This is a genomic window from Methanomassiliicoccales archaeon (assembly GCA_014361295.1).
Classification (GTDB): Archaea; Thermoplasmatota; Thermoplasmata; order Methanomassiliicoccales; family JACIVX01; genus JACIVX01.
The window spans coordinates 1,724,994-1,750,917 of sequence record JACIVX010000001.1; the positions used below are offsets into that span (position 1 = coordinate 1,724,994).

The following is a 25,924-nucleotide window of genomic DNA, read 5'->3' on the forward strand; positions in this document are numbered from 1 at the left end:
CCCGTCTCCCCTTTGACGATCCGCGTTCATTGAATAGATAGTTTGCAAAAAATCTTCATCCTATTTGATTCTTAGGGGGACTTCCATCTCTCGGTCTCTCGTCTTCAATGATTGCTTTTGAAAGTGCTTGTGACATCCTCTGGTGAAGTGATCTTACGGCGTCCCTGAAAAGGTATGCGACCAAAGCGCCGATGATAAGAATCAGAACAGGCGATATGTACGGCATATCTGGGGGAATCGGCACAATCGAAATCAGATAGATGACTGTCACAACGATAATGAAGATTGTGAAGAGGTTCATGAAAACTCTGTAAATGACCTTTCCACCAATCGCGTTAAATCTGCCGGTATCCAGAGCAATATGAACGACGACTGCGACAATGGCCCTTATTCTTTTCATGATGCTGATCACCGGCGGTATCAGGAGAGCTGCAGCAGTCGATCCTACAATGAGCGCAGGTAATCCTGGTGAAATTTCAGCGAGCCCTGACACAATGTCCGTGAAATTGTATATCATGTTCGCAGCAGCTGTCACGACAAAGATCAGCGTTATGTCAATAAAAATCCAAGTGATGTCGGTTCTCACTTTCTTTCTTATCTCTTCTGAAGTGGCGATTCTTTCCCTTACAGAAGCGCGCAATCTTTCGATGATACTCAGCGTGCTCCTCAGGGAGTTAGGTAAATGTCCCGATATCAGCTCGGCAGTTCTTTCAGCTTTCTTGATTGAGAATGGAAGAACAAATGATGTGATCAATGCAACACCGATGATAGTCGAGTAGAAAAACTCTCCAGCTGCGCCAGTATCAATCGCGAGCTTTGCGATAATAAATGAGAATTCTCCCATTGCGACCATGCTCATTCCGGCAACAAGGGAAGTCTTAGCATCAAGATTAGCCACGTACCCAGCAAACGTTACGCTGAGCGTTTTGCCGATGATGAAAACAAGTGCAATTAAGATTGAGACAAAAAAATTCTGCACAATCAACGAAGGGATGATCAGCATGCCGATCGACACGAAAAAATCGCGAGGAACATTTCTTTCACGGGGGTGATCTTTTCGATGACTTTCTCAACGTAATCAGACTGTGAAATAATCACTCCCATAATAAACGCCCCAATCGCGACGCTCAAACCGATTGTCAGCGAAACGAGGGACATCGCGAAGCAGAGGCCGAGGGACACGAGCAGGAGTGTTTCACCCGGATGCTCTTTCGCTATCCAGTTTATGATTTTTGGAATCACAGCTGCGCCAAGAATAATACTCATCACGATGAATATGATAATGCCAACGAGCATCGAGACGATCGTCTTCATCTCGACTATTGAGCCGCTGGTGAGCGGCGCCGCCATCGTTAGAATCATAACGGCGGCGAAGTCTTCGATGATAAGAATTCCGATGACCGCCTCTGTGGAACTTTCTTTCAATTTCCCATAGTCTGAAAGAACTTTGATGATGACAGCGGTGCTGCTGATCGACATCACAGCACCGAGAAAAATCGATTCCAGGTGATTCCATCCTATCAAATTTCCGAGCGTGTATCCGATCGCCATCATCGTCAGAATCTCGATCGAGCCAGCAATGATTGAGAAAAGTCCAATCTTCCGCAATTTCTTTAAATTAAAATCTAGACCGATTGAGAACATTAGAAGAATGACACCAAGGCTCGCCATAAGGTTAACTGATTCAATATTCTGAACAAGACTGAAAGGTGGCGTGTGAGGGCCCAGCAGAATTCCGGCTACAAGATATCCAATAACTGCTGGCATTTTCATTTTGGAAAAGACAAGGGCACTGACACCTGCAACGATAAGCACAACGGCGATGTCTGATAACAACACATTCTCTGATGTCATTGGTCAAACACCCTTCGTGCGCGAAGTTTCAAAAGAACTTGAATTCAGCTCGCGGTTTGCCCGAACTCTTTCCCTTTGTTCCAATCTCATTTGTTCCCTCTTTCGAAACGAATTCCTCAAAAAGATGAATTTTCACTGGGATTGCGAAAGGAGTGAAGGGGGAAGCGATGATCGCTTCGCCTGGCATCAGCGTCTGTATTTCATTGTCAAGCTGCGAGACGTCCTGCTTTGCGGAGTTCTTGAGAATATCCCGATCTCTCCTGTCTGCCAGACCTAGTATAAACAAGGTGTTGAATTGACTGATAATTTCTGGATCGATGAGTTTCGGTTGTTGTGAGACTGCACATAATCCCACTTTAAATTTCCTCCCCTCCCTTGCAATCTGCGCGAATATCGATCCTTTTGCCTGTCCAAGGACTCTCTGTGCTTCTTCCATCGCGATCAATACTGGCGGAATGCGCTCGAATTCCTGCTTGTTTCCATAGAGGAATTTATTCTTTTCAAAGATCGCCCTTGAAATAACCGTCGAAACGAGGAGTTCCTCGGCTTCATATAGATTCGAAGTGTCGATGAGAACGACCTTCGCATTGTGCAAGCATTCGATCACATGTTTCGTGATTGAGAGCTTTGGGTCCGAAGTGATCAATCCAAATCTGAAGATGCTTTCGAGTCTTCGCTTGATAACGTTAATTGTACCCTCATGAAATTTATCTCCCAAATCTTTACAAATTTCGTCGACGGATTTCGAGTTAAGCTCCTGCAGCCAATTTTCCCCGTAAAAAAACTGAGCCGTCTGAAGGCACTCGATTTGAGCCTGGCTGAACTCGTACAGGTTCTGGAGATCTGCGATCTCGATCTCTTTTGCCGAGAGTCTCAAGGTAGTGTAAGGCCCTTCCAGTTCTCTGCTGCTGAAAACCTCAAGTGCATCGTTCATGCCAGCATGTCTTAAACCTTTCTTTCCAATTTCGCCGCCATCAAAATATTCACCGTGTGGATCAAAAATGAGAAAACCGTAGCGGCGGAGTTTCATGCAGGAAAGAGCGAGATTTTTCATGAGGTTGCTCTTTCCCATGCCCGTCGTCGCGAAAATGCCAATATGGTGCGGAAATGCGAGGCCTGAAATTCCGACAGGAAAATCGAGTACCCGATCTCCCGATCTGAGTCTCCCGACTTCGATATCGCCTAGGAATCGACGCAGGAACGCATAATCCTCTTCCGTTGCCCGTCTGACTTTCGAGAAGTGGGATGGAATCGACTTCGTCTTTTTAAAAGAGTTTTCTGACGAATATCCCAGAGGAACGCAAACACCAACTCTGTACAAGCGCTCCTCAATTCCTTTAACATCAGAAATCTCATTTCTTGAATCCTTATGAAGCATTTCTCCCGCTTCTCTCAGAATCCAATCGTCCCTGTCGGCATCCGCACCATGTTCGACGTCCATGACCCTGACAAAATACCTGATCTCCTCACCTTCTTCTTCGATGACGAGGAGTTCTCCCACTTGTAAATTCTCAGTAAATCTCGTGCGGAATCTGATCTCCATAACTCTGTTGCCAACGACTCTACCGATGTGCATTTTCCAATCCCCACCCTGGTTGAGTTCGATAGTCGATCCACGAAACCGGCTCAATCACCATATGCTTTTCGCTAATGCCTGTTCAGAGGGAAAATGTTTTCTTATTTCAGGAAAAAGGCAACGAACGAGATCTGAATATCAAGGATCGGAAATGATTTTGACGTTATTCTGGGCGGAGATAATCTCTGCTAGCCTGTTGATTGTCGTCTGTCCTCTGTAATCGCAGACCATTGGACTAATCGGGCAGTTATCGCAAGTCAATTCTTCTATCATCGTCCCAGGATACCCGTAGACATCGAAAAAGCATCCAAAAGGTCGCGTCGATTTCGTTTCAATATTTTCTTTTCGCCAGACATTGCCACCCATTGGTTAATTGTTCTACTTAAGGCTATGCTCGAAATTTCTCTGATCGTAAATTTAAGAGGCGATGATTTTTCTAACAATGCCGATCGGCAAATCTTCATTTGTCATGAATCTCATCACCCTGGTGAATGGGTTGGACGCATGTTGACAACGGCCTCTTATGATGCGAAGAAAACAAAGCGCCCAAGGCTTAAGGTCGTTGGCGTGGGAGGCGCAGGTTGTAACGTACTTCTGGATTCGAGTTTTGAAAACATTGCTGTCTGCACGTCTAACGATCATGTAAGACAGATTCCTGAAAGCAAACGCCTTGTCATCAATGAGAAACATCTTTCGATTCTGCAGAGCACTGATCCGAGGACACTCGCCTCAATCGACTATCGGTTGAAAGAAATGATTCTAGAAGCGATTGGTGAATCTGAAATTCTTTATATATGTGCTGGTCTCGGCGGGGAAACAGGCACATATGTGGCGCCAGCAATCGCGCATATATGCAGACGAATGTCGGATTTTATCGTCATGTCCCTTGCCATTCCTTTTTCTGTCGAGGGGAGGGATCGTCGAAATCTGGCATCAAGAGGCCTCTTGAATGCCCTCTATGCATCGGATATGGTCATTGTGTACGAGAATGATCGATTGCTGAGAACCGCTCCACATCTCCCGCTCTACAATGCATTCAGGTTCATGGATGAAGTCATGTTACTTCCTGCTTTGGGCATGGAAAGAGCGCTCACGAGGGAGGATCTGCACGATCTCAGAGCAATGTTTTCATCGTTCAAACACGCGGTCTTTTGTGTAGGTACAGCTGTTTCTTCTCAAGAACTTCTCGCACTTTACAACGCCCTTGATTCTCCATGGTGTAGCTATTCGATTGAAAATGTGGGAGCCGTGTTGTTGATAATTTCCTCTGAGAAGATCGATGATTTTCTCATAAAGAGAATATCGGAAGAGACAGAACGGAGACTTCCGAAGGCTTCGATCAAATGCGCATGCTACGCCGATCCGTCGCTTAAAGGAAAGGTGAGAGTTGCGGCTCTGCTGGGCACTCCTCCGCAACCGCTTTCGTAATGAAGTCACCGATCAACTTGAATTTCGATTGAATTTTTTTACAAACTATCCAGGATCTGCTTCGGTGCACCTGCGAATTCGACAAGTGCACGTGCCTCCATAAAATGAAGTTTTCCTGGCATGATGAGGGTGTGCAGTGGCGGGCCCATGTCTTCGTTTAAAATATTCTGCGGATATCCAGCCACAATCTTCTCAGTCCTCGATCCCACTCGCGCGGCTGCGCAAAGCAGTGTTCTCTCATCGATTAAACCCTTTCCGATTCTTTCTTCCATATCGAGTAACCATTTCACGCCATCCGCAGCGGTCATGTATTTCCCTTCAGCTACCCTGATGTCAAGGAGAATGAGGGTATGAAGGCCCATTTTCTTGTTTTCCAGTAAATGCTCATAAGGGCTCGAAGGATGGTAATTCTTCTCTTGAAAAGGGAGTGTGACGGTCCTGCCGAACTTATAGTGTTGCAATCCGAAGGCGGATGCGCATGCGGTGTAAATCGAAACGCCGTGAATCAATCGTGTACTGATTCCAGATTCAGAAGCTCTCAGTCTCAGGTCAAGGTGGGTTGTCGCTGTCATCGGATCTCCTGCCGTGAGAAAGGAAACGCGGTGCTGTCTCGCGGCATCAATGACCTCTTTCCCAGATTCGACTTCCTCTCTTGTCAGAATCATAATTTTTTTCCCTATTTTCATTTCCAGATCCTCAACGTTGAAATCGATGAGCCTCGAGGTATAGAATTCAGCGAACACGATGTCGGACTTCTTGATCGCTTCAAGTGCTTGGATCGTCAGATCGTCAGAGCCTGCTAATCCTAAACCAACAAATATCAATTCACCCATTGAATCACCGTGCGGTCCTGGTCTGTTCGTGTCGATGCTAGTAAAGCAGAGTACGTCCGTAAAAAACTTTTACAGTCAGGATTGCTGGACAGGTCGCTTAAAGTTGCTAGGTTAGGAGGTGATGTTCTTTTTCCGATCATTTTTGAGCGCCTGGCAGACCTTCCAGCCGATCTAAAAGAAAAGATCGAAATAGCAAATTTCGAAGAGAGGAAAACGAGGGAGGGCGATTACAAACAGTATGCGAAAATCCCTCAATCTCTTGTTCCTCTGCTCCCGAGTTCATTTGATATCGTAGGGGATATTGCCGTCATCAAGCTTCCAGATGAACTCTTGCCATACAAATCGGAGATTGGCGACGCTCTCATGATGGCATTTCCACACATTAAGACAGTTGCACTCGACAAAGGTATCAAAGGTGAGATGAGGATCATGGAATTGGAGATCATCGCTGGCGAGAATCGAACGGAAACAGTTCACACGGAGTACGGTCTTAAGTTCAAAGTGGACATGAAAAAGACGTATTTCAATCCAAGACTCGCCTCAGAACGAAGGAGAATCGCATCCCTTGTCAGAAATGAAGAAATCGTCATTGATATGTTTGCTGGTGTTGGTCCCTTCTCGATCATGATTCGGAAGTACGGAATGCCGAGAATCGTCTACGCGATTGATTTCAACGTCGACGCGATTGATTATCTCAGAAAGAATATCGTCCTAAATCATTTAAATCGGATTGTCCCGATATGTGCAGATGCAAGGACGGCGATTGAAGATTTGCCTCCAGCCAATCGGATTGTGATGAATCTCCCGCATTCTGCAGGCGAATTCATTATGACTGCGTTGAACAAACTCGAAGAAGACGGCATCTTGCATACATACTTCATATCGGACAAATCAAAGGAACATACCTTTGTTGAATCGGTGAGAACCGAATGTATGAAGGCGGGTTGTTTGATTGAGGTTTTGAGGTGTGAGGAGTTGAAGAGCTATTCTCCTGCAGCGAGCGTCTATTCACTCGATCTTCTTCTTTTCAAGCGGGGTTAGCGTGATACCTCTCTGTCCGTGATAATGACCGCTTCTCTCCTCGTAAGTCATTTTAGCCCGCGTGCTCATCTTTTCAAAAACAATCTGAACGAATTTCGATCCAATCGGAATTTCGATCGAGGATGATGAAGCGTTGAATCCGGTGAATGTGAGGGATCCATGAAATCCTGCGTCGACCTTTCCGAAACTCGCCATAATTCCTTTTCTAATCCATGATGTCCGAAGCCAGAGCTGTGCAGAAATGTCGTTAGGCAACTTGATCGCCTCGATCGTTGAGGCATAGAACATGCTGTTCGGAGGAATGATCGCAACGTTCTCCCGACAAATCTGTCCTGAAGAGGGTAAGAGGATTTCCGAAACTCTTAGATCGTACCCGTTTGGTGTCAAAGAATCGTCAGAAAACCCCTCAATGATGATCTTTCCAGACTTCAGAAAATCGAGTATCTCCCCGTCCGATAATATGCACATAGAAAGTTCATCACATCCTCTCATAAAAATCTATTCTTGATCATCGGGTTACTATTTGTTGCGAAATTCAGCTCGCCGATGCAATCGGATGCAATCGTCTTCTAAAGCGCGTATATTCATGAACAATGATCTCTCATTTTAGTATGATTCTAATTAATCCCATACGATCCAAAAAAATGTTAATGATTTGCAACAGATCAATGTTGACTCGGCAGGACGAATGATGCTGCGCTATATCGAGAAGAACTTGGATTATATGGAGACTGTCTTGAAAAAAGACTGAGATTATATGCGAATTCTTCAAATAAATCTTGAATTACACTCGAAGAAATTTTCGTCAGGCTCAAACGACCGCTTTTCTCGCAGCCACAACGCACTGCCCTGTCGAGATACCTCCGTCTCCGTTTGGGACTGCGTTGTGACAAACGAATTTCAGTCCTTTTGCGTCAACGAGTCTTTTCGTGATCGTCGAGATTGTATAATTGTAAGATACCCCGCCAGTTAGACCGATCGCCTTGACCCCCCGCACATATGCTTCCTCAGCAGCGATCTCAACAAGTCCCTCCAGCAGCGTGTAAACGAAGCTGTAAATCTTATCTTCTCTCCTGCCTGAGGAATGAACGAGTTGCTGGAAAAGCGGAACTGTTTTGATCACGTTTCCTTCCCGTTCAAGTTTGAATTTGATCTCTCTTTTTCCGACTTCAAGATGTCGCTCAAGTTTCATTGCAGGCTCACCTTCGTATGTCCTAGAACAGCAAATACCAAAATAACAGGAGAGCGCGTCGAGTATTCTTCCGAAGCTTGTGGTGAGTGGGCTGGTGCGCATCATCTTTTTGAAAATTATGGTTTTCTCATCATCAAAAAGCTCTGTATCAATGTCTGACAATTCGCACAGAGCAAAGACCAGTCTGCGCGGATCCCTGACGGCTTTTTCTCCTCCTAACAAGGGGATTTCCTGCAGGTGTCCTACTCGTTCGTATCCTTCTGTGTTCGCGTAAAGAACTTCGCCGCCCCACGATTTTCCATCAGCCCCATAACCAGTCCCATCGAGCGTCAGTGCAACGATTTCCTCGAGACCTCTATCGACAAGAAGCGAAACAGCATGAGCATGATGATGTTGTACCTCGACAAGCTGAGCACCCCAAGTTTCTGAGAGCTCCTTACCAAGTTTCCTCGTTGTGTATCCTGGATGCAGATCAATTCCGATTGCATCGATCTTTTCGATGCCAAGGAGTTTTTTCTGGAATTTGATTGCCGAATCGAGGAATTCGATTACACCGAGTGAGCTACCATCGCCGATGTACTGCGTTGGATAAATTTTTCCATCAAATGCAATCGCTCCCGTGATGTTCTCCTGAGCTCCGAGTCCAACAGAAGTGCCACGGATACCAATATCGAGGCTCGACGGGATATAGCCTCTGGACTTCCTCAGGAAGTAAATGTCGGTGTTGAAAGTCCTGAGAACTGAATCATCGCACCGATTGATGATTTTCCGATTGTGGAGCAGATAGCAATCCGCATTCATTGAAAAGACATCGCTGTCCTGAAGAATCATCGGCTCTCCAGGCACATTGGCCGAGGTCATCACGAGCGCGTTTTCATTGAGATGATGAAATAGGATATGATGCATTCCGCTGTATGGCAAAAAGGCACCGATATTCCCGAGACCAGGCGCGATCACTTCATTGATTTTCTTTTCCCTTTTTTTGACAAGAACAATTGGTCTGTTGTGCGATGTCAATAGTTCTTCCTCGAAAGGTGTTGGTTCTGCTAATTCTTTGACTGCGTCGAGATCCCTGAACATAACAGCAAAAGGTTTCTCCTTTCTTTTGTACCACTCGCGTAATCGCGGAAGGGTTTCAAGGGTACAGCAGATATGCATGCCGCCCCAGCTTTTCGCGATACCAATGGCGCCACGATGTAGCATCTCCGCGAACTTTCTGATCGGGTCTTCATCGATCCTATGGCCGTGTGAATCGACAAGATAATATCGTGGCCCACATCTTGGACAGCTGATCGTCTGGTGGTGAAATCTTCTATCGGTTGGATTCTCATATTCTTTTCTGCACTCCTCGCACATTGGAAATTCATCCATTGAGGTATGAATGCGGTCATAGGGCACGTTACTGATTAGGCTGAATCGAGCACCGCACACAGTACAATTGGTAAATGGATAGAGATATCGCCTGTTTCCCTCGTCGAAGATTTCGTTTCTACAATCTTCACATATTGTTGTATCGGTTGGAATAGAGACGCCACGCTCTCCCTCACTGCTTGATACAATCCTGAAACCCGACAATGTATTACATACTTTATCATCCTCGTTGATGATTTCGATTGAATCTATTCGAGCGAGTGGCGGAAGGTGTCTCTTCAATTCCTCCAGGAGAATTTCTCCGTCCCTGTCAACTTCAATAATCACGTTAGAACCGTTGTTCTGGACAAATCCGTTGAGGCCCAGGGCATTCGCTATTCGATAAACAGTAGGTCTGAATCCAACACCCTGGACGATTCCCCGTATAATGATGCGCATTCAACTCAGAGTAACGGGCAGGAATCATATATTATATGCAATTATCGTCCTAAGTTCTCGTGTCTTATTGCAACTTCCGTTCTTATACAAAATTGAAGAAGTATTTGGCACTAAAAAGAGTGGCAGAGCGGGACTAAATTGTAATCAAAAGCTGATTTATTATACTTTGGGAATATTTATTCGATCAATGAATCTTGCCGTTCGGCAGAATTGGTTGGACAAATCGGAATGACCAAATGTTTGATCGAGGCGCCTAACTCGATCCAGGATTCTGGCGAATTTGTCGCTCTCCTCAGAATCAATTCTTCATTAAAGAGTAGCAAAATTGTACAGGTGATCTCCCGAAAAAATTTTACAAAATGTATAAAGAAAGGATTTCAATATCGTCAGCTGGTCGAGAATATGAGTAATGTTCCTGAGGACCTGAAATACACGAAGGAGCACCAATGGGTAAGAGTTGATGGCGATTTTGCTATAGTGGGTATCACTGATCACGCGCAGAATGAACTTGCAAACATCGTTTATGCAGAAGTGCCAAAAATCGGGTCCATTGTCAGAAAAGGGGATGTACTAGGAGCTGTCGAAAGTGTCAAGACAGTTGCTGAAGTCTACAGTCCTGTTTCTGGTGAGGTCGTCAAATCGAACGTCCAGTTAGAGGAGTCTCCGCAACTGATCAACGAATCACCTTATAGTAAGGGATGGATTGCGGTGATCAAGATCAGCGACCCCTCCGAACTTTCTGATCTCTTGGATGCGGAAGGTTACAGGAAATCGATTGGCGAATGATACTTAATTCTTTTTGACTTCATACTCTTTTAACAAAATCATAAAAAATATCACGTGATTTGAGTTGATCTACAACATTGGAATGGTAATCAATTAGAATTCTCGGTTATGGAAATTGTTTTTATAAAAATGCAGTTGTCTGAGAACTTATTTAAACATTCTTTTGCCATGGGAATACCAGTATTCTTATGAACACATCGGAAGAAAAAAACAGCAGAGGAGCTGTCGAAACGATGAATACGCTCCTGTATTCTCCAGTCGTCTTCGTCGGGATCGGAAAGAAAGATCTAGACATCATCACGGTCGGCATGTTCGACCTCTTTTCATTTCGACGGCCGATTATTAGCATCGGTGTGACTGCGTCAGGGTATGGTTACAAACTGGCCGAAGAAAACGATGATTTCTCGGTCGATTTTCTTGGTATCGAGCTCGTCGACAAAGTTGTATGTTGTGGATCAAAACCAGAAAGTAAAGTCAATAAATTCGAAGCATGCGCGCTTACACCCGTCCCTGGTTTCAGAATAAAATCTCCGAAGATCGAGGAATGCATCATGAATGGTGAATGCAAAAAGATTGAATCCTTCGAAAAAGGAGATTATATTTGGTTTCCCGGTCAAATCATACATGGAGACGTAACAGCTGACTATGATCAGAATCGCGCTCTGCTGCGTCGAGATGGGATCTTCTGGTCAATAGGCAATCAGGTGTAGCATTAAGATAGATCGAATTCTCTATCATCGATTTAATAACGGTGACAAGCTTCTCTTGTGTCTGAGATTGAATCGGCGAACTGATCATACGCACTGATCACTTTCACGTTCCGGCTAGTTCAAGTGTTTTAGGGCACTCGCATTTTTCCCTTTTTTTGGGAATCAACGGCAAGGTTCTGATGATGAGTCGTCTGATCTTATCGATATTCTCATTCATCGTCCTTAAAACAGTGGCTGTGTCAACTGGTTTCTCTGCCCAGACGTCGTAATCGGTGATCATTGCAAGGCTCACGTAGCACATCTCCAATTCCCTAGCCAGTTGACACTCTGGAACGAGCGTCATGCCGATAATATCCGCAAAATTCCTGAACATTCGGCTTTCCGCACGTGTGGAAAAACGTGGCCCTTCGATACAGATGTAAGTGCCAGAAGGCTTAAAGAGGATTTTTTCTTTCATTGCTTGTTCGATGAAAAGCTGGCGCAATTCCGGGCAGAAAGGATCCGCCGCGCCGATGTGAATCGTCTTTGCGCCATCAAAGAATGTGTAATCCCTGCGCTTCGTGAAATCGATAAACTGGTCAACAATAACAATTTCGCCTGGCCTGTAATCTTCCTTGAGCGAGCCAACAGCGCATGGAGAAATGACTCTCTCAACGCCTAGTTCCTTCAATGCCCAGATGTTTGCCCTGTAATTGACTCTGTGAGGTGGATAAATATGGTTCTTTCCATGCCTTGAAAGAAAGGCAACCTTCGTCTCACCTAATTCGCCGATCTGAATATCATCGGATGGCGGTCCGTACGGTGTATTCAATTTCACACTCTTTTTGATTTTGAAAAGTCCTTCTTCATAGACACCAGTCCCTCCGATGATTGCGATACGCACTCTATCCATTCTGAACACCCTAGATTGCTGTTTCCAAGATGAAATCGGATTTGTGATGAATAAGCTTGCGGTCGAGTTATACTTGTTTCTAATTTAAGAAATCATCCATGGTGAATCGATGCGCCTTCTCTGGTCATTCCATTGCTAACATTTACTCATGAAAGAATCTCTCTATTCGGCATATGTGAGACTTTCCAGTACGATCGGGAATAGTATGAAACAATCAACTGGATGGAAATTGATAGAAGTATTTTTCAAGCAGGAAGCAGATATTAATTAGAGGAGGTTGTTTGTATGGAACAGAAAGTTGAGCTCACTGCTGGTGATGCGATCAAAGCATTCCCCGCGTTTCCCGTTGCACTTGTTGCGATGGGAAATGGCGAGAGGAATATCATCACCGTCGGTATCGTGCACGCTATGTCTCTTAAGCCTGCGATTGTTGGCGTTGGCATTATGCCTTCAAGACACAGCCACAAATTGATGCAAAAATACGATGATTTCTCAATCAATTTACCAGGCAAAGAACTTGTGAAGGAAGTCATGTTCTGCGGAACCAAATCTGGCAAGGACGTTGATAAATTCAAAGAAACGAATCTCACGCCGGTGAAGGGAAAAAAGATTGCATCACCCTGCATCGGCGAATGTCTAGTCGTTATGGAATGCAAAAAAACAGGATCTCTTGATATCGGTGACAGGACATGGTTCTTTGGCGAAATCGTGCACGCTGAGGCCACTAAGGATTACACACGGGACAAAGGTCTTCTTTACTGGGGCGGAGAATTTAGGCTACCCGGCGAGGTGATCTGGAGGAGGTAATGTGGACCTTCCTCCTTTCGATCTGGAGAATTGGTTGATCAGATGCAAGGGCGCAAGGATCAATCTTGACCATAGCGGCGTCCCGTCTCCTTACGCCGACGGTTTCAACCCCCATGTTGACCAGTACGATATTGATGATTATGAACTTTAGGAAAGGCTGATCGAACTCATCGCCTCAACCTATGGTGTTGAAAAGGAAAAGGTCGCCCCGTGCTTCGGCGCACAGAATGCCAATTACTTCTCATTTCAGACAATTTTGAAATCGAGCGATCTTGTTGCGATTGAATCTCCCACATACATGCCGATTAAGTACTCGCCACTTCCATTTGCAACGTCTTCAATCTAACCAGAGATCCTTCTCATGATTTTCATTTTCTCGAGAAAGAAATTGAAGAATGTATAGAAAGAGGGGCAAGGGCTGTTGTTTTTACAAATCTCCATAACCCAAGCGCCTCCTCGCTTTCAAATGAAGCCCTTATGAGCATTCTCGAGATCACTTCGAGAAAGAAAACCGCGGTCATCTGCGATGAGATATACCGAGAGATGCACTATGGTGACCCACCAGATCCCGTTGCGACTCTTAACGATAACGCAATTTCTGTTTCTGGCCTCACCAAACTTTACGGACTCGGTGATCTGAGGGTTGGATGGGTGCTCGCGCCGCCAGAGATCGCATCACGAATCGATCTTCTGAGGCTATACGTTGCTTATCGTCTTCCCGTGCGATCGGTCGCCGTCGCCATCGAAGCGATCAAGCGCAGAGATTGGTTCAGGGAACGGATGTTACGCATCGCGATGAGGAATTTCGCGGTTTTAAAGGAATGGCTCGAAGAGGAAAACCGAGTTTCATGTAAGTTTCCTCAGGGAGGACTTATGGCTCTCTTTAAACTGCCAAAAGGGATCGGCGATATGAAGTTCATCGAATATCTCCTCGATTGATTCTCTACGGCGGTGTGCCCTGGTCGTTACTTCGGCATAGGCGATCACATCAGAGTGACTTTCAGCTGTACAACCGCCGACTTCAAATCCGGACTTTTGAAAATATATCGATGGCGCTTGACAATCTTGGTGTTTGATCACTCTGTTGGTACTTCCGCCCTCTTATATGAGCCGAGTACCTTGAGGAACGAAGCACGTCTCATCAGTTCAGTGAGCGCAGACTTGACATTCGGATCGTCGAAGTGCCCCTCGATGTCCACATAGAAGACATATTCCCACGGTTTGTCTCGCCGAGGCCTCGATTCGAGCTTGAGCATATTCACATTCCTGTCAGCGAAGGCACCAAGGCAGTAATGGAGGGCACCAGGCACATTCTTAGTCGCAAAGACGAGCGAGGTCTTGTCGCCAGATGGATTCAGCATTGCGGTCTTCTCGATGACAAAGAACCGCGTGTAATTGTTGTGGCTATTCTGAATTCCTTCCTTGAGGATTTTCATATCGTATTCCTTGGCGGCCCTCGCACTCGCGATCGCCGCCTCCTCTTTCATCCCTCGTTTTTTTACCAGTTCAACGCTCCCAGCCGTGTCGTAGGCCGGAATCTTTTCCCAGTGAGGATACCTTGAAAGAAAACTCCTGCACTGTCCGAGTGCCTGAGGATGACTATAGACCCTTCTCACATCCTCAATCTCCGCATCAGGATGCCCGATGAGACAGTGGCGGATGAGCAGAATGATCTCCCCGACAACCGTTAGATCGTTTTCGAGGAGGAGATCGTTGACCTTCGTAACACTCCCCTCGATCGAGTTTTCGACTGGGACGACGCCATGGCTTGCTTCCCCGTGGTTAATCGCTTCGAAAACGTCCTCGAACTCGGGACAGGGTAGCGTCTTAGTCCCTTCGCCAAAGAACCTATACACGGCATCTTCACTGTAAGCGCCCCGAATACCCTGGAACGCCACTTTTCGCTTCAATTCCTTGCTATTCATGTTTGCCTCCGAAGAACTCATCGTGAACAGCTCTTATTGTTTTTTGAAGATCCTTTGCATCAACCGTGAAGTGATACGCAACCATTGATGCCCCAGCTGAAATCATCCCAACGCTGACCCCTTCTTTTGACACGGCGGTGAAGACCCTAGCGGCGATCCCCTTTCTGTAGCCAAGTCCTTCACCGACGACACAAAGGAGGGCGATATCGTCGGTCGACTCGATTCTATCGACAATTCCCGTTTCAAGTTCCTCAAGCGCTTTTTCGGCGCGCTCAAGCGATTTTTTGTCGACAAGCATCGCGATGCAGGTTTGCGAGGTTGCGATTGAATAGATGTTGACACCAGCATCACTTAATTTCTGCGAAATACTCGAAAGGATGCCGAACTTATGCGCGGCGCCAGCGCCGTACACTTTGATGACTGCCATGTCCTTCATATATGAAATGCTCTTGATGGTACCTGCTCTCTCAACACCACTCGGCCTGATGGTCGTTCCTTCCTTTTCTGGCTTGAAGACATTCTTGACCTTAATCGTGATGTTTTTCTCTCGCGCCGGCTCGACAGTTCTCGGGTGTAATACTTTCGCGCCAAAATACGATAATTCGGCGGCCTCATCGTATGAAAGATTTTCGATTGTCACCGCCTCGGGGACGAATTTTGGATCAACACTCATGAATCCATCTACATCCTTCCAGATTTCAAGTACCTGTGCACCAATCGCATTTGCAATGACACTGGCACTGTAATCACTGCCATTTCTCCCAAAAACTGCGACGTGGCCCTCTTTCGTCCTTCCAAAGAAGCCTGTAACAACAGGCACCTCCTGCCTGCCTAGCATTGCGATGAGTTTCGGTGCGATATTCCGTCTTGTCTCTTGGAGATCAGCGACTGCGTTGCCATATGGACCAACGGCCACGATGCCGAGCTCATCAGCATCGATCGGGGTTGCGTTCAATCCCATATCCTGTAACATCGCAGCAACAAGAACGACCGAAAGCCTCTCCCCGAAGCTCTGCACAAGATCCAATGATCGGGGTGTCAACTCTTCAAGGTAGGAGATACCATACAGGACTTTTTCGAGTTTTGCGAGTCTCTCAAGCAGAAGATCGATCGCACGCTGCTTTACGTCGAGGGCGTTAACAACACCGCCGAGGATTGCCATGTGTCTTTCTTTCAATTGACTGACGAAAGCCTCCACTTCTTCGTCCTTTCTCGTTTTAGAAACGAATGAGACAATCGAATCGGTCACACCCTGAACAGCACTGACGACGATGACCTTTGGCTCTTGATCTGAGGCGATGATTTCCCCGACGCCGAGCATCGAATTGGCATCCGTTAACGAGCTGCCACCAAATTTCATGACTTTCATCGCCCCCTCACCCTCCTGATGATTTCCACTGGGTTATCTCTCACCGCTCTTTCAGCCTCTGCCCTCGCCAGGCCAGCACCCATCGCAATCACGATTGCCTCCTCTTCGCTGAGCAGGTCTTTCGCGTAATGCGCGTCTGTATTGACGATCATCTTTGCACCGACTTCACTAGCGATTTTTGCAACATGGCCGTTCGTCGCTGAATGCGCACTTCTCGAAGTGATTTCGAGTGCGATTCCGTTGTCCTTTGCGATCTGGGCTTCTTCAAGTGTGATAAAGCCAGGGTGAGCAAGCACATCGACCTCGGGATTACTCACGGCAACTCTGTTCGTTCCTGGCTCGACGGGCTCACTGATTGTTTCGCCATGAACGACGATCAGCTGAGCGCCGAGTCTTCTCGCTTCGGTGATCGCGACATCTATTTTCGAAGCCGGTACATGCGTTAATTCAACGCCGAGAATGACTTCAATGTCCCATTCTGAAGCGAGATGACAGTCTCTTCGTGTCTCATTAATAACTCTCTCCATTGTCGAAAGTGAAACATGATCGGTCAAAGCGATCGCCCGATGTCCCTTCGCGACCGCTCGTCTTGCAAGTTCAATTGGAAGAAGTTCGCCATCGCTCAGCAGTGTATGTGTATGAAGATCGATCCTCATTTTCTTCGCTCCGAAAGAACTCTATAAACTTCCGTGATCGGGAGGTCCATTTTCTCAAGTAAAACCATGAAATGGTAAATGAGGTCTGCGGTCTCCCACGCTTCTTGTTTGGGATCACCATTTTTCGCAGCAAGAATTAGCTCTGTCGCCTCTTCAACGATTTTCTTCAGCAGCTTGTCCTCGTCTTTGAATAATTTAGATGTGTAGCTCTCTTCTTTGGGATTTATCTTCCTATCTCGAATCACCCTGCGGAGTTCTGGTATAATTGCGGCGGTACTCCTCGTATCGCCATAAATGACCTCCTCAAAGCATGAAGGTCTGTTAAGATGACAGGCGTTGCCCGTCTGGCGAACCCTCACGAGGAGAGTATCTAAATCACAATCCGTCTGTATAGAAACGATATCCTGCACGTTGCCCGAAGTCTCACCCTTCATCCAGAGTTTCTTCCTCGACCTGCTGTAGAAGTGTGTTTTCCCCGTCTCGATCATCTTTTGGCAAGCTTCCTCGTTCGCATAGGCCATCATTAGGACCTCGTTTGTCTCTGCATCTTGAACGATAACGGGAATGAGACCATTTTCATCGAATTTGAGTTTCGAAATCATCTGACGAGAATCCCCCTTTCTTGCAAATACTCTTTGACCTGCCGAACAGTGTAGATGCCGTAGTGGAAGATCGAGGCCGCCAGCGCGGCATCTGCATCGGTTTGAGAGAAGACTTCATAGATGTGCTCGAGCGTACCACATCCTCCCGAAGCGATTACTGGAATACCAACCGCCTCACTCACCGCTGCCGTTAGTTCGATATCATAGCCGTTCTGAGTCCCATCCGCATCCATGCTCGTCAACAAAATCTCGCCTGCTCCGAGCTCTTCTACTCGAATCGCCCAGTCAATTGCATCTAGAGATGTCCGCCGTCTTCCTCCGTGCGTATAGACGAGCCACGAATCTTTTTCCCTTTTCGCGTCAATCGCGACAACAACGCACTGCCTTCCGAAGTCCTCCGCACACAGTGTAATCGTTTCGGGGTTTTCTACGGCAACGGTGTTGATCGACACTTTGTCTGCACCAGCGAGCAGCGCATCCCGCATGTCGTCACGGCTTCGGATTCCACCGCCGACCGTCAAGGGAACGAAAACCTTTTCCGCTGTCTTTCTGACAACATCGAGAAGCGTTTTTCTTCCTTTCACGCTTGCAGAAATATCGAGAAAGACGATTTCGTCTGCTCCCTGCTTCTCGTACTCTGCGGCCATATCGGGCGGATACCCAACGCCCCGGAGATTCTGAAATTTGACACCCTTGACAACACCCTCTTCGGTCACATCAAGGCATGGAATGATTCTCTTGGCCAGCAGCGTCATTCCCTCCTGATTCGAGGCGTCTCCTTCGTGCTCAGTATATCTTTTCTTTGTAATGCCGCATTCTTGAGCGCCAATCCAAGCGCCTTGAATGTCGCCTCGATGATGTGATGTTCATCAAATCCCCTCTGGACGATCACATGAAGTGTGATCCCTGACGCCATTGCAAAACTTCTTAAGAAGTGGCGGTAGAGATCATTGGGGCATTCAATGTCTGCGTATGGGCGATCGATTAGATCGACCGCGACGGTGACCAATGCATCGTCCATTGGAACAGTTGCGCTCGAAATTCTCTCAACGGGTGTATCATGAATCGCTTGTCGGAGGGCCATGCCCAGAGCGATCGCCGCGTCCTCAATGAGGTGGTGTTCATTGTCCCCTACAAGTTTCATCATGAGATCGAACGACGCATATTTCCCGAGGGTCTCAAGCATATGGCGGAGGAATTGATCTTCGCATTCAATCTGACCAGTGCCACTACCGTCGAGCACTATCGAGATCTCGATATCAGTCTCTTTCGTCTTCCTGCTGAGGTTCGCCATTCTTTTTTTCATCATCTCCGCCTCCAGACATCACTCGGAGCGATCCCACCGGTGTACATGGCCATTCCCACGACCGCGGCACACGCACCGAGTTTCTCGAGTAAATTGATGTCTTCTCTATTCTTTATTCCGCCGGCGACGAAAACATTGTGAGGGCATTGATCGATGAATGCCTTTGTTTTTGTTGCATCGATTCCGGCGTTCTTGCCCTCGACATCGACGTCCGTGTAGAGAACACCGGCAAGAGGGAGCGCTGTGATATTCCGAAAGATCTCGTCCAGAGTGATCATCGTTGGCTCCTGCCAACCTTTAATGAGGACTTTACTCTCCCGCACATCGATTGCGAGCATCAGTTTACCTGGCCATTTCTCTGCCATACATTTAAGCCAGGGACGGTCAAGGATCCCCTTCGTCCCTGTGATAACCCTTGAGGCACCAAATGATATTAAATCAGCGATCATCGATTCCGATCGGACTCCTCCTCCGACCTGGATGGGAATTTCTATTTCCGCCAGAATTCTCCGGATGATTGGAAGGTTGCTTCCTTTCCCCATCGCTGCGTCAAGATCGATGACATGGAGGCCGGGCGCGCCCCTATCTTCCCAGTCGTGAGCTACCGCAATTGGATCAGGGAGTACGATTCGCTCCGTGCCAGGAACGCCACCAACGAGTTGCACGACTTTTCCGTTCATGATGTCGATCGCCGGCAGGACGATCAAAGGCACCCCTCCGCGAATTCAACAAAATTCAATAAGAATTTGAGACCATATGTGCTGCTCTTTTCAGGATGGAACTGTGTTCCGTAGGTATTTCTCTTTCTGACTATTGAGGGAAACTCCTCACCATAGTGCGTCCTTCCGACGATGATGTTTTCTTGAGGATCGCCTCGATAGGAGTGAGCAAAGTAGAAGAATTTCGAGTCAATGCCGTGGAGAATTGAATCTTCGCCAGCGACTGTGTTCCACCCCATGTGCGGAATTTTGTTTGCTTTCAATTTGATAACTCGGCCTTTCATAAAGCCCAGACCTGGTCTTGAACCCTCTTCGCTACCTTCGAATAGAATCTGCATCCCGATGCAGATTCCCAAGCAAGGTGTCCCTTCGTTCAATCGTCTTACGATCTCATCCTTGATCGAAAGAAGTCTTTCCATAGTTCGGCTGAAGGCACCAACACCGGGCAAAACAATGCATTCCGCATCGAGAAGTAAATTCAAATCACTGGCAATTGAAACTTCAGCTCCGCAGTTTTCTAGGGCTTTTCTGATGCTGTGCAAATTACCGACACCGTAATCGGCGATCGTAATCCTCACCGGCACTCCTCAAGCACCTCCTTGATCAGTTGGAGAAGACGTTCGTTCATTTCCCTCGTCCCGACGGTGACTCTCACACAGTTTTCCAGCCTCCTGACTTTTCCAAAATCCCTGATGAGGATGCCCTTTTGTGCGAGTTTTGAAACAAGAGTTTCCGAGCTTATTGGCGATTTTGCCAGTACGAAATTTGCATCGGAAGGATAGACTTTGAATCCGATCGCCATCAGTCCTTTAGACACAAATTCTCTCTCCCTTTTGACTGCCTCCACGGTCTTCATCACAAAGTCCTGTCGGTTTAGTGCGGCGATCGCTATCTTTTCGCTGATGATGTTGAGGCTCAGCGGTGTCTTCGCCCTCAGCAGGACATTTGCAAGATGAGGATTCGCGATCGCGTATCCAATTCTCAGGCCAGCAAGTCCGTAAGCCTTAGAAAATGTTCTCGTAACGATGAGATTATCATATTCGTTGACGAGCGGAACGAAGGACTGATTCGAGAATTCAGCATAAGCCTCGTCAACGATCACAGGACGATCCACGCCTTCGATGATCTCCCTCACATCTTTCATTCTAAAGCTATTTCCCGTTGGATTATTCGGCGTGCTGAGTAGGACGACTTTCCCTTCTGTTGCATTGATCGCCTCAGGATCCAATTGGAACCGTTCGTCGAGGTCCACGTTGACCACAATCCCACCATTGACTTTGACAAAAAACGCATGCAATGCGTAGGTCGGGTGGGGCATAACAACTTTCTCTCCAGACTCGATGAACGCCTTGATACATACATCGAGGATCTCGTCAGATCCATTTCCAGCGACGAAATTGTTCATTTCGAGGCCATAAAATCCAGCAAGCGCTCTTCTTAAATCATCAGAATAGGTCGTTGGGTAATTGTTGAGATCAGTGTTGGTCAATTCCTGCAGAACTTCCATTATAACCGGGTTCGGTCCAAAAAGGTTCGCGTTATTGTCCATCCTGAACGCTCTCACAGTCGGACTGTAATACAGAGAGATGTCGCGCAGCGTCGATTTAATCCACTTTTCGATCATCGTATGTCACCTACGGTACCATTCTGTCGATTGGTACGATGAGAATGCCAGTCGCTCCGAGTGATTTGAGTCGAATGACAGCGTCGTACACCTTATCCTTATCAACTACGACATGAATCGCAACGACATCGTCTCGGCCCATGATGTTCATGATCGTGGGTCCTGCAATACCAGGAAGAAATTTCTTGACCTCGTCAAGGGCTTTTACCGGCACATCCGCCATTAAATATTTCTTGTTCTCGGCATCCGATACACTCTTGATCGCCGCTGATAACTCATCGATTTGTTTCCTCTTGTTCTTCACACTCTCCTTATTGCCTATGAGAACGGCATTAGACTCAACAATTGTGGCAATTTCTTTGAGTCTGTGTGTTCTGAGCGTGGAGCCAGTTGAAACGAGATCGACGATAAGGTCAGCGACGCCAATGTGCGGTGTCACCTCCGTCGCACCAGAAACGACCGAAATCTTAACCCTCTTCCCCATTTTTGAAAAGAAACGCTGGGTTAGATTTGGAAACGAGGTCGCAACGGTCGAATCGTCTTTGATTTCTTCGATCGAATTAATATTGGTGTTTTCAGGTACAGCGACCACGAGTCTACAGTATCCGTAATTAAGCTCGACGAGCGTAACAACATCGAGATCGGCCTCGAGAACAAGATCTTTTCCTGTGATACCAGCATCAACAACTCCCTGATGCACAAATCGCACAATATCCTGAGCCCTCAGGAACATAACTTCGAGATCTCTCTCTTTCACCGACGCGAATAGCTTTCGCTCCGATCCGTCCTCGATCTCAATACCCGCCTGTTTCATGATCTGGACAGATCGCTCGCTTAACCGTCCCTTATTCGGTAAGGCGACCCGCAATGCCATATGTTCACCTGTAGCAATCCTCCCTCAATGTGGAATCACTATTTTAACAATATTATTTGATCGTTCTGACAAAAAACGATCAAGGAAAATAACGGCCGAAAAGAATTTCATTTTGACTGGCAATGTTTTTTGTTATTCATTGATTGCATCGGTCAAATTGTCATCGAATTCCTGGCTCTCGATCTTATTTGGTAGTATGTTCTTCTTGGTCTTTTAGCATTCTTTCAAAATCCTGATGATTCTTAGATATTGAGATAAGCTCCAGAATTTGCTCGATTCCCCTCAGCGCAGCGATCCCTTTTGGAGTGATGAAATAGACATGTGTTTTTCTGTTTATGTCAATATATCCGCCGTTTCTCAGGAGCTTCATATGAAACTGCAAGTGTCCAGTTCTCAGACCGAGTTGACGGCTCACTTCAGAAAATGTCCTTTCACTGGTTGAAAGAAGTTCCAGAATCCTGATTCGCCACGCATTTGAAAGGGGACTCAAAATCATTTCAACCTGCTCGGGGGAAAAACCTGATGGAGCGCGAATCACTTTATTCTCGTTCCCCTTTGTATCGGCACCCACGCGCGTTTTAAAAACATTGAATATCGCGATATAGCATTTAATTTGGTGCAGGAAGTCGAGAGCAAACTTCGAACACTGTGGGTCGAGGCAGGGCGAAGATGACCCCAAAATCATTGCTTCTATTTCTTCAATTAATGCGAGCGCTGCATCGATTTTGTCACTCTGGAAGAGTCTGATTGTTTCGTTAACGACCTTTTCAATCTTGCTAATACATTCACTCTTCCTTGAACAATTTGATGAAATATCGAAGCGACACATTTCAGTCTTCAACAATTTTTGACTTTCATCGCTGAAAATCTGTTGGATTTGTCGGATGAAAGTACTCTTAAAATCATCATATCGAATGTGGAGAAGTGTTTCACTGAGCGTTTCGATTTCCTTTCTCAATGAATTCAATTCTCTCAATATCTGTTCGCTTTCCATTGGTATAAAATTGTATTAATTCATAATACTTATATATTTCGAAAGACACTCTCCTCTTAGGTGGAAAAATGGCGAAAATTCCGGATGAAGTGATGAAGATCATTAATGATCCAAATGCGACGAAAATTCTGGGGACAAAGGATCCGAAAGGATCGGTCCATGTAATCCATGTAGGAAGTCTCGTTGCGCCAGCGCCCGATACGCTCGCCGTCGGAGCGGTACTCATGCAGAGGACCAGCAACAATCTGCAAGCGATGAAAGAGAAGAATGAGACAGCTTCGATACTTCTCGTCAGCGGTATGAAATCATACGAAATCAAAGCCAAGGTGAAAGATTTCCAAACATCTGGGCAATTGGTCAATACGATGAATGAGCGACTTGCAAAGATGAATCTTAAGGCAAGAGGCGTCTGGACTTTCGAACCCATCGAAATCTGGAATCAAAGTGCTTCTCAAGAGGCTGGGAAGCGCATCGTCTAAGCGCTTCCCTCCGCTCCCCCTTTTTTTTAATTATTTTTTTGTATCAATTTGTACACGAGAAGCTTCAAAAGCGATGCTTTTCATCCTGCAGCTAGAATCTGTTTATTGATACAAGTTATCGGTCAATCGTTTAATTGAACGCGAATTCGATTTTTGAAATTGCTTTTTCCGAGAAATCTGTCTTAATGAGCTGCGGCAGTCTGCCCTTGAGCGCCACCTTACCTTCTACAATGACCATCGTCCCTTCGACCCCCTCTATCGAGCAAACTTTGTCTAGTGCCGCTCGCACAACTTCCTCATCATCTGATTTAATGAGATTACCAAGAAGTGTCGCACATGCATCTGCAAGGGCTACATCTTCCGCAACAACTGTGGCGGCGTCAGAAATGCCAAATGAAATCGAATGTCCTATCTTTCCTGAGGATGTGCAGATGCCAAAGATTCCTTCTCTCGGTTCGCATCTGAATCCGATCTTTCTTTTGTAGTGATCGCCTGCGTAGATTCCGATTTCTACAGGCACTTTCAGTTTCATTGCAATGTCGCCACCGTTGTCGACGATAGCGTGGTCTGCACCTTCAGCCATCATGGCCCTAACAGCTTCTTCTGCGATAATGCCGGCAACCGCGGCCATAGGTCCCACGCCAGCCTTTCTCGAAACTTCGCACATTCTCCTCACAATTGGAGGAGCAAACGAAGGCGGCTCGTATGGTTCGAGCGTCACAAGGAAAAAGGGGTCGGAGAGCGCGAAGCGGATGATCTCTTCTCTCGATCTAAAGATCGAGGCCTCTGCCGCAGGAATGAAACGTTCTTCTGCAATGATGTTGACGGCCGTCTCTCCTATTTCAAAATGTTTCTTTGTCACCATATCCGCAATTTCATTGCTCTCGGTGGGCAGGTATCGATGCAAAGGCCACATGCGATGCATCGATCTCCTTTGAAAAGCACTTTCCATGTCTGCTTGTCCATCTCAAATGCGTCGGCTGGACAAATCGAGAGGCAAGCACCGCAATCAGTGCAACGATCTTCATCCCTGTTCACGTATTCGTTCAGTTCCCTAACCTCAACACCCGCATCTTTCAAAAAGGAAATTCCTTTGTTCATCTGCGAGGGTTTCCCCTCAACTTCAATTAGAAGCCTTCCACCTCTTTCGCTGACCTCGGCGCGCAAAATATTGACCAGGAGGTCGTATTCCTTGATCATCTTGTACGTGAGCGGCTCATTAACGATCGCGGGTGTGAAGCTCAGGAGGTATTTTTTCTTCACCATGATCACACCTCCTCTTTCGATCTGATGTCGAGCGGTTTGAACGATCGCTCCTCTGGCAATGGCTGAACTGGTCTAGAAATCAGGAATTCCCCTTCTTCAATCATCTTCTTCAGCTTCTCTGCGATAACCCTTGCTTTATAGTAACTTGAAAGGGATGAGGTTTTCACCTTCTTTCCGAAGAGCTCGATCGACCCGCTTCTCAATTCTGCATAACTGACCTCTTTCAGTGGCTTTCTGTTCCTTGATTGAAGTGAATAATCAAGCACAGGCGCAAAGAGATCCTTGTCGCTGAGGGATGCAAATTTCATGACTTCCTGGTCCAAGATAGGAATCGGTACACCGATGCCAACAGCAAGCGAAACGCCGTAACGGTGGAAATAAAGTGCCCTGATGAACTCTGTTGACATCTCTTTCATATCACCAATGACGGCAAGTGTCCTTCCAGGTCGCAACGGCACGCCATTTTTCGTCGGAACCGTGGTGTTGTATTGTGTGCCTTCCCATGCAACGAATCCTTTTGCCCCGCCAATGAAAATCCTTGTGCCTATTCCAATCGTTCTGCAGAGCGGATCTTTAAGCAATGGAGAGAGCTGCCCAGCGCTGCTAAACGTTGCATTGCCATAGTTCGGTAGGAGCTTCCCCATATACGTGAAAAGAGTAGTATCTGATGAATTCGTCGCGACTGCGTAGTTCTGATACGCGTTCCTCGGGTTATAGAGATACGCCTGGTTGATCGTTTTCAGGGAGATGTACGTTTCAATGCTACGCCTAGGATAGCAATCCGTTCCGTAAGCAGTTGCCCTGAGATGAACGGGTTTCCCTGCAATTAATTCCTCGATGACATGCGCGCCGCCGTAATCCAGATCTCCGTTTTCCTTGAGTTCAGTAGCCCCAATGTAAGCATCGACGGCGGCGAGTCCTGTGTAAGCGGGAACGCCATTGAGCCACACTCTCTGCATTTTTATCGGAGGCTCTGCGTGACCGAAGTTGAGAAAAGCACCTGATGAGCACATGGCGCCGAAAGTGCCTGTCGTGACTACATCAATTTCTTTCGTCGCACTTTCTAGCCCCTGGCTTTCGACAACCTTAATGACCTCTTCTGCGGTCATTACCACGACGTCGCCCTTTTTGATTTTTTCATTAATTTCCTCGTAGGTTCTTTTCATCCAATCACCGCTAGGT

The 25,924-nt window shown here is 46.6% G+C and carries 30 protein-coding genes; 8 read left to right on the forward strand and 22 right to left on the reverse strand.

All coding sequences use genetic code 11. From position 1 onward, the window contains the following. Window positions 1–55: 55 nt before the first annotated feature. The 4 genes from H5T41_08610 to H5T41_08625 all read right to left on the reverse strand — a co-directional run bounded on the left by H5T41_08610 (window position 56) and on the right by H5T41_08625 (window position 3,796). A complete protein-coding gene (locus H5T41_08610; protein MBC7108825.1) occupies window positions 56–1,015 on the reverse strand; it encodes a cation:proton antiporter in 960 nt (319 codons plus the stop codon). After that, complete coding sequence (locus H5T41_08615; GenBank protein MBC7108826.1) at window positions 997–1,854, reverse strand: cation:proton antiporter; 858 nt, start codon at window positions 1,852–1,854, stop codon at window positions 997–999. The genes H5T41_08610 and H5T41_08615 overlap by 19 nt, the downstream gene beginning before the upstream one ends. Window positions 1,855–1,882: 28 nt before the next feature. After that, window positions 1,883–3,430 (reverse strand): ATP-binding protein, encoded by a 1,548-nt coding sequence (locus tag H5T41_08620; GenBank protein MBC7108827.1) that lies wholly within the window; start codon window positions 3,428–3,430, stop codon window positions 1,883–1,885. 138 nt (window positions 3,431–3,568) lie between these two features. Then, window positions 3,569–3,796, reverse strand: a complete 228-nt coding sequence (locus H5T41_08625; protein ID MBC7108828.1) for a hypothetical protein — start codon at window positions 3,794–3,796, stop codon at window positions 3,569–3,571. Between the two features lie 138 nt (window positions 3,797–3,934). Here H5T41_08625 and H5T41_08630 point away from each other — a divergent pair, with 138 nt between their 5' ends. Then, entirely contained in the window at window positions 3,935–4,858 is a 924-nt protein-coding gene (locus tag H5T41_08630) for a hypothetical protein (protein ID MBC7108829.1), read from the forward strand. Window positions 4,859–4,896: 38 nt separating this feature from the next. On the opposite strand, the gene dph5 is transcribed toward H5T41_08630, so the two are convergent. After that, on the reverse strand, window positions 4,897–5,691 hold the full coding sequence (dph5, locus tag H5T41_08635) for a diphthine synthase (protein MBC7108830.1): 795 nt from the start codon (window positions 5,689–5,691) through the stop codon (window positions 4,897–4,899). Window positions 5,692–5,700: 9 nt separating this feature from the next. Here dph5 and H5T41_08640 point away from each other — a divergent pair, with 9 nt between their 5' ends. Then, window positions 5,701–6,732, forward strand: a complete 1,032-nt coding sequence (locus H5T41_08640; GenBank protein ID MBC7108831.1) for a class I SAM-dependent methyltransferase family protein — start codon at window positions 5,701–5,703, stop codon at window positions 6,730–6,732. Here H5T41_08640 and H5T41_08645 read toward each other — a convergent pair. Continuing rightward, on the reverse strand, window positions 6,700–7,200 hold the full coding sequence (locus tag H5T41_08645) for a dCTP deaminase (GenBank protein ID MBC7108832.1): 501 nt from the start codon (window positions 7,198–7,200) through the stop codon (window positions 6,700–6,702). The genes H5T41_08640 and H5T41_08645 overlap by 33 nt on opposite strands. Window positions 7,201–7,543: 343 nt before the next feature. Further along, complete coding sequence (gene hypF, locus H5T41_08650) at window positions 7,544–9,733, reverse strand: carbamoyltransferase HypF (GenBank protein MBC7108833.1); 2,190 nt, start codon at window positions 9,731–9,733, stop codon at window positions 7,544–7,546. Window positions 9,734–10,135: 402 nt separating this feature from the next. Between hypF and gcvH the strand changes: the two genes are divergently transcribed. Together gcvH and H5T41_08660 are read left to right on the forward strand one after the other, a co-directional pair. Further along, window positions 10,136–10,519, forward strand: a complete 384-nt coding sequence (gene gcvH, locus H5T41_08655) for a glycine cleavage system protein GcvH (GenBank protein ID MBC7108834.1) — start codon at window positions 10,136–10,138, stop codon at window positions 10,517–10,519. Between the two features lie 188 nt (window positions 10,520–10,707). Further along, on the forward strand, window positions 10,708–11,229 hold the full coding sequence (locus tag H5T41_08660) for a flavin reductase family protein (protein MBC7108835.1): 522 nt from the start codon (window positions 10,708–10,710) through the stop codon (window positions 11,227–11,229). A 103-nt stretch (window positions 11,230–11,332) separates the two neighbouring features. Here the strand turns inward: H5T41_08660 and H5T41_08665 are convergent, their stop codons facing one another. Further along, on the reverse strand, window positions 11,333–12,121 hold the full coding sequence (locus H5T41_08665) for an S-methyl-5'-thioadenosine phosphorylase (protein MBC7108836.1): 789 nt from the start codon (window positions 12,119–12,121) through the stop codon (window positions 11,333–11,335). Window positions 12,122–12,406: 285 nt separating this feature from the next. Here H5T41_08665 and H5T41_08670 point away from each other — a divergent pair, with 285 nt between their 5' ends. The 3 genes from H5T41_08670 to H5T41_08680 all read left to right on the forward strand — a co-directional run bounded on the left by H5T41_08670 (window position 12,407) and on the right by H5T41_08680 (window position 13,867). Continuing rightward, entirely contained in the window at window positions 12,407–12,928 is a 522-nt protein-coding gene (locus H5T41_08670; protein ID MBC7108837.1) for a flavin reductase family protein, read from the forward strand. 1 nt (window position 12,929) lies between these two features. Beyond that, window positions 12,930–13,079, forward strand: coding sequence for a hypothetical protein (locus H5T41_08675; protein MBC7108838.1), 150 nt, complete (start codon window positions 12,930–12,932; stop codon window positions 13,077–13,079). 173 nt (window positions 13,080–13,252) lie between these two features. Next, window positions 13,253–13,867 carry a pyridoxal phosphate-dependent aminotransferase gene (locus H5T41_08680; protein ID MBC7108839.1) on the forward strand — a complete coding sequence of 205 codons (615 nt, stop codon included), beginning with the start codon at window positions 13,253–13,255 and terminating at the stop codon, window positions 13,865–13,867. 137 nt (window positions 13,868–14,004) lie between these two features. On the opposite strand, the gene pheA is transcribed toward H5T41_08680, so the two are convergent. The 11 genes from pheA to H5T41_08735 form a co-directional block, all read right to left on the reverse strand. Further along, complete coding sequence (gene pheA, locus H5T41_08685; GenBank protein ID MBC7108840.1) at window positions 14,005–14,853, reverse strand: prephenate dehydratase; 849 nt, start codon at window positions 14,851–14,853, stop codon at window positions 14,005–14,007. Beyond that, on the reverse strand, window positions 14,846–16,222 hold the full coding sequence (locus H5T41_08690; protein MBC7108841.1) for an aspartate kinase: 1,377 nt from the start codon (window positions 16,220–16,222) through the stop codon (window positions 14,846–14,848). The genes pheA and H5T41_08690 overlap by 8 nt, the downstream gene beginning before the upstream one ends. Then, entirely contained in the window at window positions 16,219–16,878 is a 660-nt protein-coding gene (locus tag H5T41_08695) for a histidinol phosphate phosphatase domain-containing protein (GenBank protein MBC7108842.1), read from the reverse strand. Before H5T41_08695 ends, H5T41_08690 begins: the two co-directional genes overlap by 4 nt. Then, the gene (locus tag H5T41_08700) at window positions 16,875–17,480 is read right to left on the reverse strand and encodes a bifunctional phosphoribosyl-AMP cyclohydrolase/phosphoribosyl-ATP diphosphatase HisIE (protein ID MBC7108843.1); all 606 of its coding nucleotides are present in this window, start codon (window positions 17,478–17,480) and stop codon (window positions 16,875–16,877) included. Before H5T41_08700 ends, H5T41_08695 begins: the two co-directional genes overlap by 4 nt. After that, entirely contained in the window at window positions 17,477–18,229 is a 753-nt protein-coding gene (hisF, locus tag H5T41_08705; GenBank protein MBC7108844.1) for an imidazole glycerol phosphate synthase subunit HisF, read from the reverse strand. The genes H5T41_08700 and hisF overlap by 4 nt, the downstream gene beginning before the upstream one ends. A gap of 2 nt (window positions 18,230–18,231) precedes the next feature. After that, window positions 18,232–18,786 carry an imidazoleglycerol-phosphate dehydratase gene (locus H5T41_08710; GenBank protein MBC7108845.1) on the reverse strand — a complete coding sequence of 185 codons (555 nt, stop codon included), beginning with the start codon at window positions 18,784–18,786 and terminating at the stop codon, window positions 18,232–18,234. Further along, a complete protein-coding gene (locus H5T41_08715; GenBank protein MBC7108846.1) occupies window positions 18,786–19,493 on the reverse strand; it encodes a 1-(5-phosphoribosyl)-5-[(5-phosphoribosylamino)methylideneamino] imidazole-4-carboxamide isomerase in 708 nt (235 codons plus the stop codon). The genes H5T41_08710 and H5T41_08715 overlap by 1 nt, the downstream gene beginning before the upstream one ends. Then, window positions 19,490–20,083: an imidazole glycerol phosphate synthase subunit HisH gene (gene hisH, locus H5T41_08720; protein MBC7108847.1), complete on the reverse strand. Its 594-nt coding sequence runs from the start codon at window positions 20,081–20,083 to the stop codon at window positions 19,490–19,492. The genes H5T41_08715 and hisH overlap by 4 nt, the downstream gene beginning before the upstream one ends. Continuing rightward, the gene (gene hisC / locus H5T41_08725; protein ID MBC7108848.1) at window positions 20,080–21,129 is read right to left on the reverse strand and encodes a histidinol-phosphate transaminase; all 1,050 of its coding nucleotides are present in this window, start codon (window positions 21,127–21,129) and stop codon (window positions 20,080–20,082) included. Before hisC ends, hisH begins: the two co-directional genes overlap by 4 nt. Window positions 21,130–21,139: 10 nt before the next feature. Then, window positions 21,140–22,003, reverse strand: a complete 864-nt coding sequence (locus tag H5T41_08730) for an ATP phosphoribosyltransferase (protein MBC7108849.1) — start codon at window positions 22,001–22,003, stop codon at window positions 21,140–21,142. A gap of 184 nt (window positions 22,004–22,187) precedes the next feature. After that, entirely contained in the window at window positions 22,188–22,997 is an 810-nt protein-coding gene (locus tag H5T41_08735) for a winged helix-turn-helix transcriptional regulator (GenBank protein ID MBC7108850.1), read from the reverse strand. 92 nt (window positions 22,998–23,089) lie between these two features. On the opposite strand from H5T41_08735, the gene H5T41_08740 reads away from it, so the two are divergent. Beyond that, on the forward strand, window positions 23,090–23,476 hold the full coding sequence (locus H5T41_08740; protein MBC7108851.1) for a hypothetical protein: 387 nt from the start codon (window positions 23,090–23,092) through the stop codon (window positions 23,474–23,476). 130 nt (window positions 23,477–23,606) lie between these two features. On the opposite strand, the gene H5T41_08745 is transcribed toward H5T41_08740, so the two are convergent. Genes H5T41_08745 through H5T41_08755 form a run of 3 tightly spaced genes read right to left on the reverse strand, consistent with a single transcriptional unit; the run spans window position 23,607 to window position 25,908 of the window. Next, a complete protein-coding gene (locus H5T41_08745; protein ID MBC7108852.1) occupies window positions 23,607–24,341 on the reverse strand; it encodes a UPF0280 family protein in 735 nt (244 codons plus the stop codon). Continuing rightward, window positions 24,335–24,742 carry a 4Fe-4S binding protein gene (locus tag H5T41_08750; GenBank protein ID MBC7108853.1) on the reverse strand — a complete coding sequence of 136 codons (408 nt, stop codon included), beginning with the start codon at window positions 24,740–24,742 and terminating at the stop codon, window positions 24,335–24,337. Before H5T41_08750 ends, H5T41_08745 begins: the two co-directional genes overlap by 7 nt. A gap of 2 nt (window positions 24,743–24,744) precedes the next feature. After that, window positions 24,745–25,908, reverse strand: a complete 1,164-nt coding sequence (locus H5T41_08755) for a homocysteine biosynthesis protein (GenBank protein MBC7108854.1) — start codon at window positions 25,906–25,908, stop codon at window positions 24,745–24,747. Window positions 25,909–25,924: the final 16 nt, after the last annotated feature.

Bases quoted from the DNA above. Each gene is read 5' to 3' on its own strand.
- H5T41_08645 (MBC7108832.1), bottom strand. From the start codon at position 7,200: ATGTGCATATTATCGGACGGGGAGATACTCGATTTTCTGAAGTCTGGA.
- H5T41_08710 (MBC7108845.1), bottom strand. From the start codon at position 18,786: ATGAAAAAAAGAATGGCGAACCTCAGCAGGAAGACGAAAGAGACTGAT.
- H5T41_08735 (MBC7108850.1), bottom strand. From the start codon at position 22,997: ATGGAAAGCGAACAGATATTGAGAGAATTGAATTCATTGAGAAAGGAA.
- H5T41_08665 (MBC7108836.1), bottom strand. From the start codon at position 12,121: ATGGATAGAGTGCGTATCGCAATCATCGGAGGGACTGGTGTCTATGAA.
- H5T41_08620 (MBC7108827.1), bottom strand. From the start codon at position 3,430: ATGCACATCGGTAGAGTCGTTGGCAACAGAGTTATGGAGATCAGATTC.
- hypF (MBC7108833.1), bottom strand. From the start codon at position 9,733: ATGCGCATCATTATACGGGGAATCGTCCAGGGTGTTGGATTCAGACCT.
- H5T41_08660 (MBC7108835.1), top strand. From the start codon at position 10,708: ATGAACACATCGGAAGAAAAAAACAGCAGAGGAGCTGTCGAAACGATG.
- H5T41_08740 (MBC7108851.1), top strand. From the start codon at position 23,090: ATGAAGATCATTAATGATCCAAATGCGACGAAAATTCTGGGGACAAAG.
- H5T41_08625 (MBC7108828.1), bottom strand. From the start codon at position 3,796: ATGGGTGGCAATGTCTGGCGAAAAGAAAATATTGAAACGAAATCGACG.
- H5T41_08750 (MBC7108853.1), bottom strand. From the start codon at position 24,742: ATGGTGAAGAAAAAATACCTCCTGAGCTTCACACCCGCGATCGTTAAT.
- H5T41_08755 (MBC7108854.1), bottom strand. From the start codon at position 25,908: ATGAAAAGAACCTACGAGGAAATTAATGAAAAAATCAAAAAGGGCGAC.
- H5T41_08695 (MBC7108842.1), bottom strand. From the start codon at position 16,878: ATGAGGATCGATCTTCATACACATACACTGCTGAGCGATGGCGAACTT.
- H5T41_08670 (MBC7108837.1), top strand. From the start codon at position 12,407: ATGGAACAGAAAGTTGAGCTCACTGCTGGTGATGCGATCAAAGCATTC.
- gcvH (MBC7108834.1), top strand. From the start codon at position 10,136: ATGAGTAATGTTCCTGAGGACCTGAAATACACGAAGGAGCACCAATGG.
- hisC (MBC7108848.1), bottom strand. From the start codon at position 21,129: ATGATCGAAAAGTGGATTAAATCGACGCTGCGCGACATCTCTCTGTAT.
- H5T41_08730 (MBC7108849.1), bottom strand. From the start codon at position 22,003: ATGGCATTGCGGGTCGCCTTACCGAATAAGGGACGGTTAAGCGAGCGA.
- H5T41_08690 (MBC7108841.1), bottom strand. From the start codon at position 16,222: ATGAAAGTCATGAAATTTGGTGGCAGCTCGTTAACGGATGCCAATTCG.
- dph5 (MBC7108830.1), bottom strand. From the start codon at position 5,691: ATGGGTGAATTGATATTTGTTGGTTTAGGATTAGCAGGCTCTGACGAT.
- H5T41_08700 (MBC7108843.1), bottom strand. From the start codon at position 17,480: ATGATTTCGAAACTCAAATTCGATGAAAATGGTCTCATTCCCGTTATC.
- H5T41_08615 (MBC7108826.1), bottom strand. From the start codon at position 1,854: ATGACATCAGAGAATGTGTTGTTATCAGACATCGCCGTTGTGCTTATC.
- H5T41_08630 (MBC7108829.1), top strand. From the start codon at position 3,935: ATGTTGACAACGGCCTCTTATGATGCGAAGAAAACAAAGCGCCCAAGG.
- pheA (MBC7108840.1), bottom strand. From the start codon at position 14,853: ATGAATAGCAAGGAATTGAAGCGAAAAGTGGCGTTCCAGGGTATTCGG.
- H5T41_08745 (MBC7108852.1), bottom strand. From the start codon at position 24,341: ATGGTGACAAAGAAACATTTTGAAATAGGAGAGACGGCCGTCAACATC.